Origin of the sequence: Streptomyces sp. NPDC058221, assembly GCF_042882365.1 — a bacterium.
Lineage (GTDB): Bacteria > Actinomycetota > Actinomycetes > Streptomycetales > Streptomycetaceae > Streptomyces.
Genome location: NZ_JBHVWF010000032.1, coordinates 1 through 19,801, shown reverse-complemented (window position 1 = coordinate 19,801; position 19,801 = coordinate 1). Strand labels below are relative to the sequence as shown.

Sequence of the window (19,801 nt, the reverse complement as noted above, 5' to 3'; positions counted from 1 at the left end):
CACCCCGTCGCCGTACACTGACCGGGGGATTGCTGGCACTCGTACGGACAGAGTGCCAGGGGGAGTCCCGGGAACGGCCCGAGATCGACCGAGGTACACAGCTGGAGGTGTGCGCGATGCTCAGCGAACGCAGACTCGAAGTGCTGCGCGCCATCGTCCAGGACTATGTCGGCACCGAGGAGCCCGTCGGTTCCAAGGCGCTCACGGAGCGGCACCAGCTGGGGGTCTCCCCGGCCACCGTCCGCAACGACATGGCGGTGCTGGAGGACGAGGGCTTCATCGCCCAGCCCCACACCAGTGCGGGACGCATCCCCACGGACAAGGGCTACCGGCTCTTCGTCGACCGGCTCGCGGGCGTCAAGCCCCTGTCGTCGCCGGAGCGTCGGGCCATTCAGAATTTCCTCGACGGCGCGGTCGACCTCGACGATGTCGTGGGACGTACCGTACGGCTGCTCGCGCAGCTGACCCGGCAGGTCGCCGTCGTGCAGTACCCCTCGCTGACCCGCTCGACGGTGCGGCACGTGGAACTGCTTCTCCTGGCCCCCGCCCGGCTGATGCTCGTGCTGATCACGGACACCGGCCGGGTCGAACAGCGGCTGGTCGACTGCCAGACGCCGTTCGGCGAGACCTCTCTCGCCGATCTGCGCGCCCGGCTCAACAGCCGGGTGGTGGGGCGCCGTTTCGCGGACGTCCCGCAGCTGGTGCAGGACCTGCCGGAATCCTTCGAGAGCGAGGACCGGGCGACCGTGTCCACCGTGCTCTCGATCCTGCTCGAAACCCTTGTCGAGGAGACGGAGGAGCGGCTGATGATCGGCGGCACCTCCAACCTCACCCGCTTCGGGCACGACTTCCCTGTGATGATCCGGCCGGTGCTGGAGGCATTGGAGGAGCAGGTCGTGCTGCTGAAGCTGCTCGGCGAGGCCAAGGACTCGGGCATGACCGTACGAATCGGGCATGAGAACGCCCACGAGGGCCTCAACTCCACGTCCGTCGTCGCGGTCGGCTACGGTTCGGGCGACGAGGCAGTCGCCAAACTCGGCGTGGTCGGACCGACCCGCATGGACTACCCCGGAACGATGGGAGCGGTACGCGCAGTGGCACGTTACGTCGGACAGATCCTGGCGGAGTCGTAAGTGGCCACGGACTACTACGCCGTACTCGGCGTGCGCCGCGACGCTTCACAGGACGAGATCAAGAAGGCATTCCGGAGGCTCGCCCGCGAGCTGCACCCGGATGTGAACCCCGATCCGAAGACCCAGGAGCGGTTCAAGGAGATCAACGCCGCTTACGAGGTGTTGTCGGACGCTCAGAAGAAACAGGTCTACGACCTCGGCGGCGACCCGCTGTCCGGCTCCGGCGGAGGTGGCGCGGGCGGATTCGGACAGGGTGGCTTCGGCAACTTCTCCGACATCATGGACGCGTTCTTCGGCACGGCGTCGCAGCGCGGACCCCGGTCCCGCACCCGGCGCGGCCAGGACGCCATGATCCGGCTGGAGATCGACCTCTCCGAGTCGGCCTTCGGCACGACCAAGGACATCCAGGTCGACACGGCCGTCGTCTGTACGACCTGCAACGGCGAGGGAGCCGCACCCGGCACCTCCGCCCAGACCTGCGACATGTGCCGCGGCCGCGGCGAGGTCTCCCAGGTCACCCGGTCGTTCCTCGGCCAGGTCATGACCTCACGGCCCTGCCCGCAGTGCCAGGGCTTCGGCACGGTCGTGCCGACCCCCTGCCCGGAGTGCGCCGGCGACGGCCGCATCCGCTCGCGGCGCACCCTCACCGTGAAGATCCCCGCGGGTGTCGACAACGGCACCCGCATCCAGCTCGCGGGTGAGGGCGAGGTCGGCCCCGGCGGCGGCCCGGCCGGCGATCTCTACGTCGAGATCCACGAGCTGCCGCACGCGGTGTTCCAGCGGCGCGGCGACGATCTGCACTGCACGGTCACCATCCCCATGACGGCGGCGGCCATCGGCACCAAGGTGCCGCTGGAGACGCTCGACGGCATGGAGGAGGTGGACATCAGGCCGGGCACCCAGTCCGGCCAGTCCGTCCCGCTGCACGGGCGCGGCATCACCCACCTGCGGGGCGGCGGGCGCGGCGACCTGATCGTGCACGTCGAGGTGATGACCCCGACCAAGATGGACCCGGAACAGGAACGCCTCGTGCGGGAGCTGGCGAAACTGCGTGGTGAGGAGCGGCCCACCGGCCAGTTCCAGCCCGGCCAGCAGGGCCTGTTCTCCCGACTCAAGGACGCGTTCAACGGCCGCTGATCCACGCGTCACCACCGTACGGGCCCGGATTTCCGGGCCCGTACGGCATTGCGGACAAACGCGGCCACGGGGTGCGCATCACGGGACAGGACGGGCATGACACGATGCCTGTCATGCCATCCGCGTTGACCGATCTCTGCCGGTATCCGATCGTGCAGGCCCCGATGGCGGGCGGGGTCTCCTGTCCGCAGCTCGTCGCCGCCGTGGCCGAGGCCGGCGGGCTCGGCTTCCTGGCCGCCGGGTACAAGACCGCGGACGGCATGTACAACGACATCAAACAGGTGCGCGGGCTGACCGGCCGCCCCTTCGGCGTCAACCTCTTCATGCCGCAGCCGGGCCTCGCCGACCCGAGCGCCGTCGAGGTGTACCGGCACCAGCTCACGGGCGAGGCGTCCTGGTACGAGACGCCGCTCGGGGACACCGACACCGGTGGTGACGACGGCTACGAGGCCAAGCTCGCCATCCTGCTGGAGGACCCGGTCCCCGTCGTCTCCTTCACCTTCGGCTGCCCGAGCCGCGACACCCTCGACGCGTTCGCCGCGGTCGGCACGTACACCGTCGTGACGGTCACCACGCCCGAGGAGGCCCAGGCCGCGCAGTGGGCGGGGGCCGACGCCGTCTGCGCCCAGGGCGTCGAGGCGGGCGGCCACCAGTCCACGCACCGCGACGACCCACAGGCCGACGGTCTCGGGACCGGGCTGCTCAGCCTGGTGTCCCAGGTCCGCGAGACCGTGCAGATCCCCGTCATCGCCGCCGGCGGGCTGATGCGCGGTGCCCAGATCGCCGCGGTGCTCGCGGCCGGTGCCGACGCGGCGCAGCTCGGCACCGCCTTCCTGATCTGCCCCGAGTCGGGCGCCCATCCGCTGCACCGACAGGCCCTGACCAACCCGTTGTTCGTCCGCACCACCCTGACCCGGGCGTTCTCCGGGCGCCCCGCCCGCGGCCTGGTCAACCGCTTCGTGCGCGAGCACGGTCCGTACGCCCCCGCCGCCTATCCGCAGGTCCACTACCTGACCGCCCCGCTGCGCAGGGCGGCGGCCAAGGCGGGGGACGCACAGGGCATGGCGCTGTGGGCGGGCCAGGGGCACCGGATGGCGCGCGAGCTGCCGGCCGGCCGGCTGGTCGGGCTGCTCGCGGGGGAACTGGACGCCGCGCGTGCGGCCGTGAGCACAAGGAGCACGCAGTGACGGCACCCGTCTTCGTCGTCGACGAGATGCCTCAGGGACCCGGGTTCGTGCTGGAGGGGCCCGAGGGACGGCACGCCGTCTCGGTGAAACGCCTGCGCGCCGGTGAGGACGTCGTCCTGACGGACGGCCGCGGCCGCTGGGCCGAGGGCGTCGTGACGGCCGCCGAGGGCAAGGACCGGCTGGTCCTCACGGATCTGGAGCCCGTCCACGAGGAACCCGGGCCCGCTGTGCGTATCACCGTCGTCCAGGCCCTGCCCAAGGGCGACCGCGGCGAGCTCGCCGTCGAGACGATGACGGAGACCGGTGTCGACGCGATCGTGCCGTGGCAGGCCGGGCGCTGCATCACCCAGTGGAAGGGCGACCGGGGTCTGAAGGCCCTGACGAAATGGCGCAACACCGCCCGTGAGGCCGGCAAGCAGTCGCGCCGGGTGCGGTTCCCGGAAGTGGCGGACGCGATGACGACCAAACAGGTTGCCACGCTTCTGGCCACCGCCGACTTCGCCGCCGTGCTGCACGAGGACCGTGGGTACGACAGTGAGCCGCTGGCCACCGTCGCCCTGCCCGGCGAGGGTGAGATCGTGCTGGTCGTCGGCCCCGAAGGCGGTGTCTCACCGGACGAGTTGGCCGTTTTCGCCGCCGCGGGCGCCCTGACCTGCCGGCTCGGACCGACCGTTTTGCGCACCTCGACGGCGGGTACGGCGGCGACGGCCCTGCTGCTGGGCCGCACCGGCCGCTGGTCATGAATCCCGCCGGCCGCGCGGGCGCCTGCAGGTTGTGGCTGCAAGCGGTCTACCGCACCGTCAGGAGCGGTGGGAAGCTGCCCGTATGGGGACATCAAGGGCATGGTGCAGTCGAAGGATCCGTCGCTTTCCGGCCGTGATCGCTCTCGCGGGCGCGACCGTCGCCGGCCTGGCCGCCTGCGACCCGGTCAACGGCCTGAACTCCGCGTCCATCGCCGTGACCACCGACCGGACCGGCACCCGCGCGCTGGAGCACGAAGGGGTGGACGTGCAGTGGCTGAACTGCACGGCACGGGCCGGCGGAGGCGCGAAGTCCGGTTCGTCCACCGCCTCCACCAGCCGGGTCGCCGACGTCGACTGCAACGGCCGCACCAAGGGCGGCAAGGACATCAGCCTCAGCGGCAAGGTCGACCGGGAGGTCGAAGGCCGGTGCGTCAGCGGTGACATGACGGCGAAGACGGCGGGGAAGACCGTTTTCCGGGCCACGATGCTCGGCAACTGCGATGCGGCGCAGACGACTTCCACGCCGAAACCGCCCGCGGCGGGCGGCGGGGGAGGGGCCCGGCCGACGGTGACCGTGACCGTCACGGTGACCGCACAGCCTCAGGGCAAATGAGTGCGCGGGGAACAGGCCGGGACGGCGTACTCCGGCCAACTGCGTTCCTCGTGGCACGGCCTCGGCCTAGGCTGATCGTTGTGACGCAGCCTTCCTACCTCCGGTATCCCCATGTCCAGGGCGACCAGATCGCCTTCACCGCCGAGGACGATGTCTGGCTGGCGCCGCTCGACGGCGGCCGAGCCTGGCGTGTCAGCGCAGACAACCGACCCGTCACCCAGCCGCGGATATCCCCCGACGGCACTCTCGTCGCCTGGACGTCCACCCGGGACGGGGCGCCCGAGGTGCACCTGGCCCCCGCCGACGGCGGCCCCGCCGAGCGGCTGACCTACTGGGGCGACGCGCGGACCGCCGTGCACGGCTGGACCCCCGATGGAGATGTGCTGGTCATCAGCACCCAGGGCCAGGTCTCGCTGCGGCGCACCTGGGCCAGGGCCGTGCCGGTGGACGGCGGCCCCGCGCGGACCCTGCCGTACGGGCCGGTCGGATCGCTCGCGTACGGGCCCGGCGGACGGATCCTGCTGCTCTCGGCCACCATGGGGCGCGAGGCCGCCAAGTGGAAGCGCTACCGGGGCGGCACGGCCGGAAAGCTCTGGATCGCCGCAGAGACGGCAGGGGCGGCAGAGACGGCAGGGACGGCGCAGACGCCGGAGGACGGGACCGCGGAGGAATTCGTACGGATCCACGCGGATCTCGACGGCAACATCGAATGCCCGATGTGGGTCGGCGAGCGCATCGCCTTCCTCTCCGACCACGAAGGCGTCGGCGCGGTCTACTCCTCCCTCCCCGACGGCACCGGCCTGCGCCGGCACACCGGTATCGAGGGCTTCTACGCCCGGCACGCCACCACCGACGGCACCCGGGTCGTCTACGCGTCCGCCGGCGAACTGTGGCTCCTGGACAGCCTGGAGAGCGACGGACCCCACCGCCTCGACATCCGGCTCGGCGGACAGCGCGCCGACCTCCAGCCGCACCCCGTGCACGCCGGAAGTCACCTGACCTCCGCGTCCCCCGACCGTACCGGCCGGGGCAGCGCGGTCGGCTCGCGCGGGGCCGTCCACTGGGTCACCCACCGCGAGGGTCCGGCCCGCGCACTCGCCGTCGAACCCGGTGTACGGGCCAGGCTGCCGCGCGCCTTCCAGGCCGACGGGGACCAGCACGTCGTCTGGGTCACCGACGCCGAGGGGGACGACGCGCTGGAGTGCGCACCCGCCACCGGCACCTCGCCCGGCTCCGTACCCCGCCGTCTCGCCGCGGGCCGGATCGGCCGGGTCCTCGACCTGGCGCCCGCCCCCGACGGCAGCCGGTTCGCCGTCGCCGCCCACGACGGGCGTGTACTGATCGTCGAACGGGAGAGCGGCGAGGTCCACGAGGTCGACCGCAGCGAGCACAGCGACGTCTCGGGGCTGGTCTTCTCGCCCGACTCCTCCTGGCTCGCCTGGTCACACCCGGGCCCCGAACCGCTGAGCCAGCTCAAGCTCGCCCACCTCGCCGACCTGACGGTCGCCGAGGCCACCCCGCTGCGGTTCCGGGACTTCGCACCGGCCTTCACCACCGACGGAAAGCACCTGGCCTTCCTCTCCGAGCGGGCCTTCGACCCGGTCTACGACTCGCACGTCTTCGACCTGGCCTTCATCGGCGGCTGCCGGCCGCATCTGCTGACGCTCGCCGCGACCACCCCCTCCCCGTTCGGGCCGCAGCTCCACGGGCGCCCGACCGAGCGGGAGAAGAGCGGCGACGGCGACGACAACCCCACCGCACTCCCGGTCACCCGGATCGACCTGGACGGACTCGCCGACCGGATCGTCTCCCTGCCCGTCGAGGCCGCCAGCTACTCCTCCCTCCGGGCCGCGAAGGACGGTCTGCTCTGGCTGCGCCACCCGGTCACCGGAGTCCTCGGCACGAGCGCGGCCACGCCCGACGCCCGGCGGCCCGAGACCGTGCTGGAGCGGTACGACCTGGAGAAGCTGCGCTGCGAGGAACTCGCCTCCGACGTCGGCCGGTTCGCGGTCAGCGGCGACGGCAAACGGCTGGTGCTGCAGAGCCACGGCCAGCTGCGCGTCGTACCGTCCGACAGCCGTGTTCCCGGCGGCTCGGACGACGACCACGACGGCGACGGCAGCATCACCGTCGACCTCACCCGGATCCGCCGCATCCTGGACCCGGCCGCCGAATGGCGTCAGATGTACGACGAGGCCGGGCGCATCATGCGGGACAACTTCTGGCGCCCCGACATGGGCGGCGTCGACTGGGCCGGTGTCCTGGACCGCTACCGGCCGGTGCTGGAACGCGTCGCCACCCACGACGACCTCATCGACCTGCTGTGGGAGGTACAGGGTGAACTCGGCACCTCCCACGCCTATGTGACCCCGTCAGGCGGCTGGCGCGACGACTCGGCCCGGCAGGGCCTGCTCGGTGCCGACATCTCCCGTGCGGACGACGGGAGCTGGCGCATCGACCGGATCCTGCCGTCGGAGACCTCCGACCCCGCGGCCCGCGCGCCGCTCGCCGCACCGGGCGTCGCCGTCCGTGCGGGGGATGCGGTCCTGGCCGTCGACGGCCACCCCGTCGACCCGGTCACCGGCCCCGGGCCGCTGCTCACCGGCTCGGCCGGCCACCCGGTCGAGCTGACCGTCTCCCCGGTCGACGGCGGCGACCCCCGCCATGTCGTCGTCGTGCCGATCGCCGACGAGGAGGCGCTGCGCTACCACGCGTGGGTCGCCGACCGGCGCCGCTACGTCCACGAGCACTCCGGCGCACGCCTCGGCTATGTCCATGTCCCCGACATGGCAGGACCGGGCTGGGCCCAGATCCACCGCGACCTGCGCACCGAGGTCGCCCGCGAGGGGCTGGTGGTGGACGTACGCGAGAACCGCGGCGGCCACACCTCGCAGCTGATCGTGGAGAAGCTGGCCCGCCGCATCGTCGGCTGGGACCTGCCCCGCGGCAGGCAGCCGTCCAGCTATCCGGTCGACGCCCCGCGCGGCCCGGTCGTGGCCGTGGCGGACGAGTTCTCCGGATCGGACGGCGACATCGTGAACGCGGCGATCAAGGCGCTGGGCATCGGCCCGGTCGTCGGCACCCGCACCTGGGGCGGTGTGGTGGGCATCGACAGCCGGTACCGGCTGGTGGACGGCACGCTGGTCACCCAGCCGAAGTACGCGTTCTGGATGGAGGGTTACGGGTGGGGCGTCGAGAACCACGGCGTCGATCCGGACGTCGAGGTCGTCATGACCCCGCAGGACCGGGCGGCGGGGCGTGACCCGCAGCTGGACGAGGCGATCCGGATCGCGCTGGAGTCGCTGACGCGGACGCCGGCCAAGGCGGCGCCGGAACTGCCGGAGTGAGTTGAGGGGGGCGGGGGTTCGCGCGGGGGTGCGCCTGCGGCGGGCCTGTTCCCCTCCCCTTCCCCAAGCTCTCAACTTCGTTCGAGCAGGGGAGACCCCACTCTTCCCGTAACCGGGGGCTCCGCCCCGGACCCCGCGCCTCAAACGCCGGCGAGGCTGAAGGGGCGGGCAAAATCAAGCCCCTCCGGCGATTGAGGAGCGGGGGTACGGGGGCAGCGCCCCCGGAACGCCCCGCGCCTGCGGTCCGGGTACGCCCGCTAGGCTGCCCCCCAACGGATCACCGAGACCCAAGGAGCACCAAATGGCAGGAGAACCCCAGCCCGACTGCCTGTTCTGCAAGATCGTCTCGGGCGAGATCCCGGCGACCATCGTCCGGGAGACCGAGACCACCGTCGCCTTCCGGGACATCAACCCCCAGGCCCCCACCCACGTACTCGTCATCCCGCGCCTCCACCACCCGGACGCGGCCTCGCTCGCCGCCGCCGAACCGCAGGTCCTCGCGGACATACTGCGCGAGGCCGGTCAGGTGGCCGTCGACGAGAAGGTCGCCGACACCGGTTACCGGGTCGTCTTCAACACCGGTACCGGCGCCGGGCAGACCGTCTTCCACGCGCACGCGCACGTCCTGGGCGGCCGTGGCCTCCAGTGGCCCCCCGGCTAGAACGGACCACCGCACACCGTGTCGTCACGTGAACTCGTCGTCCTCGGCACCGCCAGCCAGGTCCCGACCCGGCACCGCAACCACAACGGCTATCTGCTGCGCTGGGACGGCGAGGGCATCCTCTTCGACCCGGGCGAGGGCACCCAGCGCCAGATGCTGCGGGCCGGCGTCGCCGCGCACGACATCAACCGGATCTGTGTCACGCACTTCCACGGCGACCACTCGCTCGGGCTGGCCGGGGTGATCCAGCGGATCAACCTCGACCAGGTCCCGCACCCCGTCACCGCGCACTATCCGGCGAGCGGACAGCACTTCTTCGACCGGCTGCGGTACGCGACCGCCTACCGCGAGTCCGTCGAACTGACCGAGGCCCCGGTCGCCGCCGACGGACCGCTGGCCACCACGGACGCGTACACGCTCAGCGCCCACAAGCTCTCGCACCCCGTCGAGTCGTACGGCTACCGCCTCGTCGAGCCCGACGGCCGCCGGATGCTGCCCGCCAGGCTCGCCGAGCACTCCATCGCCGGACCCGACGTCGGCCGCATCCAGCGCGAGGGCGCCCTCGGCGGTGTCACGCTCGACGACGTCTCCGAGCACAGGCGCGGACAGCGGTTCGCGTTCATCATGGACACAAGGCTCTGCGACGGCGTGTACGCGCTCGCCGAGGGATGCGACATGCTGGTCATCGAGTCGACCTTCCTCGACGAGGACGAACGGCTGGCCACCGACCACGGCCACCTCACCGCCGGACAGGCGGCCCGGGTGGCGCGGGAAGCAGGCGTGCGGCATCTCGTGCTCACGCACTTCTCGCAGCGCTACCCGGACCCCGGGGTCTTCGAGACCCAGGCCCGGGCCGCCGGGTTCGAGGGCGAACTGACCGTCGCCCAGGACCTGATCAGGGTCCCGGTCCCCACGCGTCACCAGTAACAACACCAGCACCACCTGCGTTAGCGAGAAACTGTGCACCTCCCCAAAGCGGAACTCCACCTCCACATCGAAGGAACCCTCGAACCCGAGCTGGCCTTCGCCCTTGCCGCACGCAACGGCGTACACCTCCCGTACGCGGACACCGAAGCGCTGCGCACCGCCTACCTCTTCGACGATCTGCAGACCTTCCTCGACCTGTACTACGCGCTGATGGCGGTGCTCAGGACCGAGGACGACTTCGCGGATCTCGCCGACGCCTACCTCACCCGCGCCGCGGCCCAGGGCGTGCGCCACGCGGAGATCTTCTTCGACCCGCAGGCACACACCGCCCGGGGCGTCCCGATCGGCACGGTCGTCGAGGGACTCGGCCGGGCGCTGGAGCGCAGCGAGGAGAAGCACGGCATCTCCACCCAGCTGATCATGTGCTTCCTGCGCGACCGGTCCGCCGATTCGGCGCTGGAGACGCTGGAGGCCGCGAAGCCGTATCTGCACCGGATCAGTGCCGTCGGCCTGGACTCGGCGGAGGTGGGCCACCCGCCCGCCAAGTTCCGTGAGGTGTACGCCGCCGCCGATGCGCTCGGGCTGCGCAAGGTCGCGCACGCGGGCGAGGAGGGGCCGCCGGAGTACATCCGGGAGGCGCTCGACGTCCTGGGCGTGGAGCGCATCGACCACGGGCTGCGCTGCATGGAGGATCCGGAGCTGGTGAAGCGCCTGGCCGCCGACCGGGTGCCGCTCACGCTCTGCCCACTGTCCAACGTACGGCTGCGGGCCATCGACACCCTGGAGGAGCACCCGCTGCGGGCCATGATGGACGCCGGGCTGCTCTGCACGGTGAACTCCGACGACCCCGCCTACTTCGGCGGGTACGTCGGGGACACCTTCCACGCCGTCCACGAGGCGCTCGGCCTGGAGCGCGAACAGCTGCGCACCCTGGCCCGCAACTCCTTCGAGGCGGCCTTCCTCGACCACGACGAGGAGCGCAGGGCCCGCTATCTGTCGGAGGTCGAGGCGTACGCGTTCGACTGACCGTCCCCGCCGGCCGCCCCGGCCGTCCGGAAGGCACTTCTGACCAGACGCCTGCGGCGCAGCTCGGGCAGGCTGATCTCCGTGACAGCCTGCTCGGGCGCCCCGAGCCTTGGCACGGCGCCCGGCACCGCGCCGGTGGTGACCGCCAGCAGGGCCGCCGGCGCACCGCCCCTGCGGCGCACCGATCCCGGCACCAGCGGACGGCCACCCGTGTGCAGGGCGACAGCCGTGACCGGGGCCGCGACCAGCAGCGTCACGGCGCCCAGGAGCAGCCCCATCACCGGATAGCCGGACGCCTCGGACAGCACGCTGCCCAGCAGCGGACCGCAGGCCACCCCGACGGACGAGGCCGAGCCCGCGAGGACCGCCCAGCGGCCGCGTACGTCCAGTGAGGCGGCCAGACCGATCAGATACGACAGGACCACCGGGTAGAAGGTGTTCCACAGGATCTCGCCGGTCGCGAACGAGCCGAGGTCGCCCGCGGACGAGCTGAGCACGATGCTCGCCGCGATGATCATCGTGCCGAGGCCGATCGGTGCCGCGCGTCCCAGCCGCGCGCCCAGCACCCCGGCCCCCATCACGCCGAGCAGACCGGCGCCGAGCGCCGCGGCGAAGACCGCGCCGACGGTGACCTCGGAGAGCCCCGCCTGGACCAGGCCGATGCGGCTGCTGACACCCCACAGCGCGTTCTGTGCCATCGACCAGACGAGCATGCCGCCCGCCAGGACCAGACCGGAGCGGCGGTGCGGCAGCCGTCCGGGCGCGGTGACGTCCGGACCGGCCGGCATCTCCCCGCCCAGCCGCGAGGTGGCGGGCCAGACGAGGAGCGCGACCAGGGCGATGGAGGCGAACGGCAGCCGGTGGCCGCCGCCCAGGTGAGGGATCGTCAGGTAGAGAACGCCCGCGGTCGCGGAGACGCTGAGCAGCCCCAGGGTCGAGGTGCGGTGCGGATCACGCTGGGCGGCGATGCCCGCGGCGGCGACCGCGGTCGCCGCGCCGGAGCCGAAGCCGCCGACCATCACGCCCATGACCACGAGCGGTACGGAGGCGGTCAGCGCCGCGCAGCCGTAGCCGAGAGCGGCGAGGGTCAGCCCGATCCGTACGGGCCGCTGCGGCCCGTACGTCTCGGCCCGGCCCGCCAGGCAGAACCCGGCGGACGCCGAACTCAGCAGCAGGACACTGCCGACCAGGCCGGCCTGGGCCGCGCTGAGACCCAGATAGGAGGAGAGCCTCCCCACGATGGTGGGGAGCAGATATGCGGCGAGGTAGCCGGCGGTGAACACGGCAACCAGAGGCCACGCGGCGCGAGGGCGCGAGGACATGGGCGTTTCCTGAAGACATGCCGGAGGAGGCGGAGAAGACAGCGAGGGGGTAAGGCAGATGTGCAGAAATGCGGAAAATGAAAATCCGGGGAGGTCGACGCACTCGCCGGAAACAGCCCCCAACGGTGCTCGCGGGCCCATTTGTATCAAGTGCTCCCGGCCGGCTGAAGGCGCCTCGCTGTGAGCTGAGTCACTTATATGTTTGTCGTGCCTCCATTCGGGTAACAGCGCATGTTTGTGCAGGTCAGCCTCTGTAGAACAGACTCGGCGCGGGCCCCCCGAACGGGGGAGTGAATCGGGCACACTGGCCGGAACTGTCACGACCGGGGAGTGCAAGGTGAGCACTGAGAATCCAGGCATCGACCCACTGGACGGGCTGCGTGCGCCCCAGGACCCGGACTGCGACGTCTTCCTCACCGGCACGGTCTTCCTCGACATCATCTTCACCGGTCTGGACAGCGCTCCCGTGCGCGGCACCGAGTCCTGGGCGCGCGGCATGGGATCCAGCCCGGGCGGGGTCGCCAACATGGCCACCGCACTGGCCAGGCTCGGCCTGCACACCTCACTGGCGGCGGCCTTCGGCGACGACCACTACGGCGAGTACTGCTGGGACGCGCTGGAGCAGGGCGAAGGCATCGACCTCTCCATGTCGCACACCGTCCGCGGCTGGCACTCCCCGGTGACCGTCTCGATGGCGTACGAGGGCGAGCGGACGATGGTCTCGCACGGCCACGAGGCCCCGCCGCCCGCCTCCGTGCCGCCGGAGGCCGGCTCCTTCCCGCGGTGCCCGCCACGGGCCCGGGCCGCCGTCGCCTCGCTCGTCCCCGGCCGCAGCGAACCCTGGGTGGCCGAGGCCGCCCGCCGCGGCGCCGTGGTCTTCGCCGACGTCGGCTGGGACGAGACAGGCCGCTGGGACCTGGCCGGACTGACCGACCTGGCGCACTGCCAGGCATTCCTCCCCAACGCGGAGGAAGCCATGCGCTACACCCGCACCGACTGCCCCCGCGCCGCCGCGCACGCCCTCGCCGAGCACGTACCGCTCGCCGTCGTGACCCTCGGCGCGGAGGGCGCCTACGCGGTCGACGCGGCCACCGGGACGGCCGCCGAGGTCCCCGCGATCGAGGTCGAGGCGCTCGACCCGACCGGTGCGGGGGACGTCTTCGTGGCCGGTTTCGTCACCGGAACCCTGGCCAACTGGCCGCTCGCCGACCGCCTCGCCTTCGCCGGGCTCACCGCGGCTCTCTCGGTCCAGGAGTTCGGCGGCTCGCTGTCGGCGCCGGGCTGGGCGGAGATCGCCGCCTGGTGGCAACGGGTCCGCACCTGCGCCGACCAGGACCCGGCGGCACTCCAGCGGTACGCCTTCCTCGAGGACCTGCTGCCGTCGGCCGCGCGCCACTGGCCGCTGCGCAGGGCCGTCCCGACGATCGGCTTCCGTCCATGACCCCGCCTGAACCCGACTTCTCCCGCCGCGAAAACCTCTCGGTGTTGTCGTACCGGAGTCGTAGGCTTGGTAGTCCAGAGGTTGTCGAGCAGCGAGAACCCTGCAACGGGAGGTATGCGCAGGCCCGAGGGCCGGCCCATGACTCAGTCACCTACACAGACGCAGGCGCGTGCCCACATCAGGATCCCGGCCGCACACCCCATGGTGATGCTCCTGGGATCGGGCGACTCGCTGTTGCGCGTGATCGAAGCGGCGTTCCCGGCAGCCGACATCCACGTCCGGGGCAATGAGATAAGCGCGACGGGGAACACGGCGGAAATCGCCCTGATCCAGCGCCTGTTCGACGAGATGGTGCTGGTGCTCCGCACCGGTCAGCCGATGACGGAGGACGCTGTGGAACGTTCGATCGCGATGCTCAGGGCCAGTGACGACGGCCGGGCGGACGGTACGGAGACCCCGGCCGAGGTGCTCACCCAGAACATCCTCTCCAGCCGCGGCCGCACGATCCGGCCCAAGACGCTCAACCAGAAGCGGTACGTCGACGCCATCGACAAGCACACGATCGTCTTCGGCATCGGCCCCGCCGGCACCGGCAAGACGTACCTGGCCATGGCCAAGGCGGTCCAGGCGCTGCAGTCCAAGCAGGTCAGCAGGATCATCCTGACCCGGCCGGCGGTCGAGGCGGGTGAGCGGCTCGGCTTCCTGCCCGGCACGCTCTTCGACAAGATCGACCCGTATCTGCGCCCGCTCTACGACGCCCTGCACGACATGCTCGACCCGGACTCGATCCCACGGCTGATGGCGGCCGGGACGATCGAGGTCGCGCCGCTGGCGTACATGAGGGGTCGCACCCTTAATGACGCTTTTATCATTCTGGACGAGGCGCAGAACACCAGCGCCGAGCAGATGAAGATGTTCCTGACCCGGCTCGGCTTCGACTCGAAGATCGTCGTCACCGGTGACGTCACCCAGGTCGACCTGCCGAACGGGACCAAGAGCGGTCTGCGTCAGGTGCAGGACATCCTGGAGGGCATCGACGACGTGCACTTCTCGCGGCTCACCTCCCAGGATGTCGTCCGGCACAAGCTGGTCGGCCGTATCGTCGACGCGTACGAGAAGTACGACAGCCAAGGCGAACAGGACGGCCGGGCAGGCACGGGCCGCCACAACGGGAAGCAGTAGCAGCGCACCATGTCGATCGACGTCAACAACGAGTCCGGATCCGAGGTCGACGAGCAGGCGATCCTCGACATCGCCCGCTACGCACTCGCCCGGATGCGGATCCACCCGCTGTCCGAGCTCTCGGTGATCGTGGTGGACACCGACGCCATGGAGCAGCTGCACATCCAGTGGATGGACCTGACGGGTCCGACGGATGTCATGTCCTTCCCGATGGACGAACTGCGTCCGCCGGTCAAGGACGACGAGGAGCCCCCGCAGGGGCTCCTCGGTGACATCGTGCTCTGCCCGGAGGTCGCCAAGAAGCAGGGCGAGGAAGCCGAGACTCAGCACTCCATGGACGAGGAGCTCCAGCTCCTCACGGTCCACGGGGTGCTGCACCTGCTCGGCTACGACCACGAGGAGCCGGACGAGAAGGCCGAGATGTTCGGCCTCCAGGCGGCGATCGTGGACGGCTGGCGCGGTGAGCACGGCCTGACCGGCCCGTCGCCCGCCCCCACCGTCTCGTGAGCCTGCCGCTCGTATTCGGCGCCGTCCTGCTGGTCGTCGTCGGCTGGCTGGCGGCCTGTGCCGAGGCCGGCATCGCGCGTACGTCGAGCTTCCGGGCCGCCGAGGCGGTCCGCTCGGGCCGTCGCGGCAGCGACAAGCTGGAACAGGTCGCGGCCGATCCGACCCGCTATCTCAATGTCGCCCTGCTGGTGCGGGTCGCCTGCGAGATGTCGGCCGGGGTACTGGTCACGTACGCCTGTCTGAAGGAACTCCCGGAGACCTGGGAGGCGCTGGCCGTCGCCATGGGCGTGATGGTCCTCGTCTCCTACGTCGCCATCGGCGTCTCGCCGCGCACCATCGGCCGCCAGCACCCGCTGAACACGGCCACGGCGGCGGCGTACGTCCTGCTGCCGCTGGCCAGGATCATGGGGCCCATTCCGCAGCTGCTGATCCTCATCGGTAACGCGCTCACGCCGGGCAAGGGGTTCCGCAAGGGGCCGTTCGCCAGTGAGGCCGAACTGCGGGCGATGGTCGACCTCGCCGAGCAGGAGTCGCTGATCGAGGACGAGGAGCGCCGCATGGTGCACTCCGTCTTCGAGCTCGGCGACACCCTGGTGCGCGAGGTCATGGTGCCGCGCACCGACCTGGTCTGCATCGAGCGCTACAAGACGATCCGGCAGGCGCTCACCCTCGCGCTGCGCTCCGGTTTCTCGCGGATCCCGGTCACCGGGGAGAACGAGGACGACATCGTCGGGATCGTCTACCTCAAGGACCTGGTCCGCAAGACGCACATCAACCGGGAGTCGGAGGCCGATCTCGTCTCCACGGCGATGCGCCCCGCGGCGTTCGTGCCCGACACGAAGAACGCCGGTGACCTGCTGCGCGAGATGCAGCAGGACCGCAGCCACGTCGCCGTCGTCATCGACGAGTACGGCGGCACGGCGGGCATCGTCACGATCGAGGACATCCTGGAGGAGATCGTCGGCGAGATCACCGACGAGTACGACCGCGAACTCCCGCCGGTCCAGGAGCTGGAGGACGGCTGCTTCCGGGTTACCGCCCGGCTGGACATCGGAGACCTCGGAGAGCTGTTCGGCCTCGACGAGTACGACGACGAGGACGTGGAGACGGTCGGCGGGCTGCTCGCCAAGGCGCTGGGCCGGGTCCCGATCGCCGGCGCCTCGTCGGAGGTCGGCCTGCCCGACGGCCGACGGCTGCGGCTGACCGCGGAGTCCCCGGCGGGCCGCCGGAACAAGATCGTCACGGTGCTGGTGGAGCCGCTGGCTCAGCAGGAGGAGGCAGTGGGATGACTCCCAAGGAGCTGAGGGCGTTCTGCCTCGGGTTCAACGCGAGCGTCGAGGAGTTCCCGTTCGGGCCGGAGGCGTCCGTCTTCAAGGTGCTCGGCAAGATGTTCGCGCTGACCGCCCTGGAGGGGCGGCCGCTGACGGTGAACCTCAAGTGCGACCCCGACGACGCGGTGCGGCTCCGGGAGGAGTACGAGGCCGTGGCGCCGGGGTGGCACATGAACAAACGGCACTGGAACACGGTGACGGTGTCGGGGATGCCGGATGCGAGGCTGCGCGAGCTGATCGAGGACAGTTACGACCTGGTGGTGGCCGGGTTGCCCCGGGCGGAGCGGTTGCGGCTGGACCGGGGGTAGGCGGGTGGTTTCGGGGGCTCCGCCCCGGGCCCCCGCTCCTCAAACGCCGGAGGGGCTTGAGGAGCCCGTGGGGCCTGATGTTCGCAAACCCGCTGCCACCACGGCCGCCGTGACGATCAGCAGGCCCGCCGCCACCGCCACCGCGGTCCTGACCCCGTCGAACAGTGAGCTGTCGGCCGTCGCCACCACGCCGAGCAATGGGATCCCGATCGTGAGCCCCACCTGCTGAACCGTGGTGACCAGACCCGTCGCCAGGCCCTGTTCCTCGTTCGGTACGCCCGAGGTGACGGTCAGTCCGTACGCGATGATCGCGCCCAGGTGGCACATGCTGGCCAGCGAGACCGCGACCGTCGCCAGCCAGATGCCGGAGTCCTCGCCCAGGCCGATCAAGGCGGCGAAGAACAGGCCCTGGCCCAGCAGGGAGAGGGACAGCGTCCGGCGGGCGCCGATCCGGCCGATGACCTTCGGGGCGTAGACCCCGGCCGCCACCGAGGCGATGCCCTGCACGCCGAAGACCAGCCCGGTCCCGAAGGCCGACAGGCCCAGGACCTCCTGCAGGTACAGGGTCAGGACGAACACGACGGTGCTCATCATCGAGAAGGTGAGCAGTCCGCCCAGATTGCCGAAGGCCACCGTGCGGCGGCGCAGCATCGGCAGTGAGACCAGCGGCGCAGCCGCACGCGACTCGACGACGGCGAACGCGGCGAGCAGCGCGACTCCGACGACCAGGGCGATCTGCACGTCCCCGCGTCCGAAGCCGTGCTCGGCCGCCGTGGACAGGGCGTAGATCAGGGCGAGGAGCCCGCCGGTGACCGTCGCCGCACCCGGTACGTCGAGCCGCGGCCGCTCCGGCGTACGGGACTCGGTGAGCAGGGCGGGGGCCGCCGCGAGCACGGCCACCGCGGCCACCGTCAGCAGCCCCATCGTGGAGCGCCAGCCCAGGGTGTCGGTGAGCGTCCCGCCGGCCACCATGCCGACGGTGAAGCCGAGGGAGAGCAGCGTGCCGCTGATGCCGAGCGCGCGGTCCCGCAGCGGCCCCTCCGGGAAGGTGGTGGTGAGCAGTGACATGCCGGTCGGCACGATGACCGCGGCACCGAGCCCCTGGAGCGCCCGCCCGGTCAGGAACGCGGCCGGGTTCCAGGCGAGGGTGGCCAGCAGCGAGGCGGCACCGAAGACGGCGAGGCCGGTGAGGAACATCCGGCGGCGGCCGTAGAGGTCGGCGATCCTGCCGAAGAGGAGCAGGAAGCCGCCGGACGGCAGGGCGAACGCGGTGATCGCCCACTGCAGACCGGACCGGCTCAGGCCGAGGTCGTCGCCGAGGACGGGCAGGGCCACGTTCAGCACGGAGAAGTCGAGCGACACCATGAACTGGGCGGCACAGAGAACGAGGAGTACCAGCCGGGCCCGCCCGGAGAGCCGGTCCGGGGCTGGGGGTGCGGGAGGAGTGACAGCTTCTTGAGCCGGGGTGTGGATCGACATGCCCATGAGCCTGCGGCCGCCGGAATATCCGTGGGGAGCGGGAACTTATCCTGTTGGCCGCACCACCAGGCAGGCGCGGGCACGGACATCTGGGGGAGTACGTGGGCACACCGGCCCGGATCGCGGCGGACGCGGGCAAGGCGCACCGCCTGGGAGAGCTGCGGCAGTTCCTGATGAGCCGTCGCGCGCGGGTCAGCCCGTCGGAGGCCGGCCTTCCCGACGGCGGTGCCCGGCGGCGCACCCCCGGGCTTCGCCGCGAGGAGGTCGCCGTCCTGGCCGGGGTGGGTGTCTCCTGGTACCAGTGGCTGGAGCAGGGCCGGGACATCACCGTCTCCCCGCAGGTGCTGGACTCGGTGGCCCGGGTGCTGCGGCTCAGCAGCGCCGAGCGCCGTCACCTCTATGTGCTCGCCGGGCTCAACCCGCCCGCCCCGGAAGTCGATCCGGCCAACGTGGACATGTGTGACGGGCTGCAGCGGCTGATCGACAGCTGGATGCCCTTCCCGGCGCACATCATGGATGTGTACTGGAACGTGGTCCGGTACAACGATGCGGCCGCGATGGTGATGGGGCTGGGGCCCGACAAGCCGCAGAACTGCGTGATCGCCTTCTTCACCGACCCGGTCCACCGTGTCCGGCGCAACGACTGGCAGGAGACCGCTGCCCTGGTCGTCGCCCAGTTCCGGGCCGCCTGCTCGGAATGTCCCGACGACGAGGGTTTCCGGGCGATCGTGGACGAGGCGAAGGAGCGCAGCCCCGAGTTCGCCGAGCTCTGGGACCGGCGGGACGTCGCGCCCGGCGGTCAGATGCGCAAGGAGCTGAACCATCCGCCGGTGGGCACGCTGGTGATGGAGGCCACCCAGCTGCGCGTCCCGGCCCGCCCGGATCTGGCGATCGTGTTGCACAACCCGTGGCCGGACACCGGTACGGAGGAGAAGCTGCGGTGGCTGGCCTCCCCGGAGGGGCGGCGGGGCTCGATGCACCGGGTCCAGGTCCAGGGGTGAGGGGGACGGGCGCCCGCGTGCCACGCCCGTCGCCGGGCTTCGTATGCTCGGCACATGACCGATAGCACCGACCTCGGCGCCGAGGACCGCAAGATCGTCACGCTGGCGCGCAGCGCCCGCGCCCGCAACGGTGTGCCGGAGGGCGCGGCCGTGCGGGACGAGACCGGACGTACGTATGTGGCGGGCACGGTGCAGCTGGAGTCGTTGCGGCTCAGTGCGCTCCGGACCGCCGTGGCCATGGCCGTGGCGAGCGGCGCCACCTCGCTGGAGGCAGCCGCCGTCGTCTCCGAGGCGCAGGCCCCCTCGGACGAGGACCGCGCCGCCGTGCGGGACCTGGGCGGGGCCGACACGCCTGTGCTGCTCGCCGGGCCCGACGGCGTTCTGCGGCTCAGTGTGACGGCGGGCTGACCTCCGCAGGACCGGCACATCATGTGCGAACGCCCCGCATCCCACCGG

At 71.4% G+C, this 19,801-nt stretch carries 18 protein-coding genes; 16 read left to right on the top strand and 2 right to left on the bottom strand.

Annotated elements, in window-relative coordinates; genetic code table 11:
* Positions 1-116 precede the first annotated feature (116 nt).
* The 9 genes from hrcA to ACFVW8_RS13410 all read left to right on the top strand — a co-directional run bounded on the left by hrcA (position 117) and on the right by ACFVW8_RS13410 (position 10,774).
* Positions 117-1,133: a heat-inducible transcriptional repressor HrcA gene (gene hrcA / locus ACFVW8_RS13450; RefSeq protein WP_384128492.1), complete on the top strand. Its 1,017-nt coding sequence runs from the start codon at positions 117-119 to the stop codon at positions 1,131-1,133.
* A complete protein-coding gene (gene dnaJ / locus ACFVW8_RS13445; RefSeq protein ID WP_389689297.1) occupies positions 1,134-2,270 on the top strand; it encodes a molecular chaperone DnaJ in 1,137 nt (378 codons plus the stop codon).
* Between the two features lie 113 nt (positions 2,271-2,383).
* Entirely contained in the window at positions 2,384-3,457 is a 1,074-nt protein-coding gene (locus ACFVW8_RS13440; RefSeq protein WP_389689295.1) for a nitronate monooxygenase, read from the top strand.
* The gene (locus ACFVW8_RS13435) at positions 3,454-4,200 is read left to right on the top strand and encodes a 16S rRNA (uracil(1498)-N(3))-methyltransferase (protein WP_389689293.1); all 747 of its coding nucleotides are present in this window, start codon (positions 3,454-3,456) and stop codon (positions 4,198-4,200) included. Before ACFVW8_RS13440 ends, ACFVW8_RS13435 begins: the two co-directional genes overlap by 4 nt.
* Before the next feature lie 133 nt (positions 4,201-4,333).
* On the top strand, positions 4,334-4,813 hold the full coding sequence (locus tag ACFVW8_RS13430) for a hypothetical protein (RefSeq protein WP_389689291.1): 480 nt from the start codon (positions 4,334-4,336) through the stop codon (positions 4,811-4,813).
* A gap of 80 nt (positions 4,814-4,893) precedes the next feature.
* The gene (locus tag ACFVW8_RS13425) at positions 4,894-8,160 is read left to right on the top strand and encodes a S41 family peptidase (protein WP_389689289.1); all 3,267 of its coding nucleotides are present in this window, start codon (positions 4,894-4,896) and stop codon (positions 8,158-8,160) included.
* A 301-nt stretch (positions 8,161-8,461) separates the two neighbouring features.
* Positions 8,462-8,821, top strand: a complete 360-nt coding sequence (locus ACFVW8_RS13420; protein WP_389689287.1) for a histidine triad nucleotide-binding protein — start codon at positions 8,462-8,464, stop codon at positions 8,819-8,821.
* An 18-nt stretch (positions 8,822-8,839) separates the two neighbouring features.
* Positions 8,840-9,748 (top strand): ribonuclease Z, encoded by a 909-nt coding sequence (locus ACFVW8_RS13415; protein ID WP_389689285.1) that lies wholly within the window; start codon positions 8,840-8,842, stop codon positions 9,746-9,748.
* Positions 9,749-9,781: 33 nt separating this feature from the next.
* Positions 9,782-10,774, top strand: a complete 993-nt coding sequence (locus ACFVW8_RS13410) for an adenosine deaminase (protein WP_389689283.1) — start codon at positions 9,782-9,784, stop codon at positions 10,772-10,774.
* On the opposite strand, the gene ACFVW8_RS13405 is transcribed toward ACFVW8_RS13410, so the two are convergent.
* Positions 10,738-12,096 carry an MFS transporter gene (locus ACFVW8_RS13405; protein WP_389689281.1) on the bottom strand — a complete coding sequence of 453 codons (1,359 nt, stop codon included), beginning with the start codon at positions 12,094-12,096 and terminating at the stop codon, positions 10,738-10,740. The genes ACFVW8_RS13410 and ACFVW8_RS13405 overlap by 37 nt on opposite strands.
* Before the next feature lie 337 nt (positions 12,097-12,433).
* On the opposite strand from ACFVW8_RS13405, the gene ACFVW8_RS13400 reads away from it, so the two are divergent.
* From ACFVW8_RS13400 to ACFVW8_RS13380, 5 genes are all read left to right on the top strand, one after another.
* A complete protein-coding gene (locus ACFVW8_RS13400) occupies positions 12,434-13,537 on the top strand; it encodes a carbohydrate kinase family protein (RefSeq protein ID WP_389689279.1) in 1,104 nt (367 codons plus the stop codon).
* A 138-nt stretch (positions 13,538-13,675) separates the two neighbouring features.
* Entirely contained in the window at positions 13,676-14,719 is a 1,044-nt protein-coding gene (locus tag ACFVW8_RS13395) for a PhoH family protein (protein WP_389689277.1), read from the top strand.
* A gap of 9 nt (positions 14,720-14,728) precedes the next feature.
* Entirely contained in the window at positions 14,729-15,226 is a 498-nt protein-coding gene (gene ybeY / locus ACFVW8_RS13390; protein ID WP_389689275.1) for an rRNA maturation RNase YbeY, read from the top strand.
* On the top strand, positions 15,223-16,515 hold the full coding sequence (locus ACFVW8_RS13385) for a hemolysin family protein (RefSeq protein ID WP_389689273.1): 1,293 nt from the start codon (positions 15,223-15,225) through the stop codon (positions 16,513-16,515). Before ybeY ends, ACFVW8_RS13385 begins: the two co-directional genes overlap by 4 nt.
* Positions 16,512-16,865: an MmcQ/YjbR family DNA-binding protein gene (locus tag ACFVW8_RS13380; RefSeq protein WP_389689271.1), complete on the top strand. Its 354-nt coding sequence runs from the start codon at positions 16,512-16,514 to the stop codon at positions 16,863-16,865. Before ACFVW8_RS13385 ends, ACFVW8_RS13380 begins: the two co-directional genes overlap by 4 nt.
* Before the next feature lie 39 nt (positions 16,866-16,904).
* Here the strand turns inward: ACFVW8_RS13380 and ACFVW8_RS13375 are convergent, their stop codons facing one another.
* Entirely contained in the window at positions 16,905-18,344 is a 1,440-nt protein-coding gene (locus ACFVW8_RS13375) for an MFS transporter (RefSeq protein WP_389689269.1), read from the bottom strand.
* A 101-nt stretch (positions 18,345-18,445) separates the two neighbouring features.
* Here ACFVW8_RS13375 and ACFVW8_RS13370 point away from each other — a divergent pair, with 101 nt between their 5' ends.
* Both ACFVW8_RS13370 and ACFVW8_RS13365 read left to right on the top strand, forming a co-directional pair.
* On the top strand, positions 18,446-19,345 hold the full coding sequence (locus ACFVW8_RS13370; protein WP_389689361.1) for a helix-turn-helix transcriptional regulator: 900 nt from the start codon (positions 18,446-18,448) through the stop codon (positions 19,343-19,345).
* A gap of 54 nt (positions 19,346-19,399) precedes the next feature.
* Complete coding sequence (locus ACFVW8_RS13365) at positions 19,400-19,753, top strand: cytidine deaminase (RefSeq protein ID WP_389689268.1); 354 nt, start codon at positions 19,400-19,402, stop codon at positions 19,751-19,753.
* The last annotated feature ends 48 nt before the right edge of the window (positions 19,754-19,801 follow it).

Excerpts from the sequence above, each read along its gene's own strand:
- ACFVW8_RS13420 (WP_389689287.1), top strand. The coding sequence starts at position 8,462 with ATGGCAGGAGAACCCCAGCCCGACTGCCTGTTCTGCAAGATCGTCTCG.
- ACFVW8_RS13365 (WP_389689268.1), top strand. The coding sequence starts at position 19,400 with ATGACCGATAGCACCGACCTCGGCGCCGAGGACCGCAAGATCGTCACG.
- hrcA (WP_384128492.1), top strand. The coding sequence starts at position 117 with ATGCTCAGCGAACGCAGACTCGAAGTGCTGCGCGCCATCGTCCAGGAC.
- ACFVW8_RS13395 (WP_389689277.1), top strand. The coding sequence starts at position 13,676 with ATGACTCAGTCACCTACACAGACGCAGGCGCGTGCCCACATCAGGATC.
- ybeY (WP_389689275.1), top strand. The coding sequence starts at position 14,729 with ATGTCGATCGACGTCAACAACGAGTCCGGATCCGAGGTCGACGAGCAG.
- ACFVW8_RS13440 (WP_389689295.1), top strand. The coding sequence starts at position 2,384 with ATGCCATCCGCGTTGACCGATCTCTGCCGGTATCCGATCGTGCAGGCC.
- ACFVW8_RS13405 (WP_389689281.1), bottom strand. The coding sequence starts at position 12,096 with ATGTCCTCGCGCCCTCGCGCCGCGTGGCCTCTGGTTGCCGTGTTCACC.
- ACFVW8_RS13380 (WP_389689271.1), top strand. The coding sequence starts at position 16,512 with ATGACTCCCAAGGAGCTGAGGGCGTTCTGCCTCGGGTTCAACGCGAGC.
- ACFVW8_RS13375 (WP_389689269.1), bottom strand. The coding sequence starts at position 18,344 with ATGTCGATCCACACCCCGGCTCAAGAAGCTGTCACTCCTCCCGCACCC.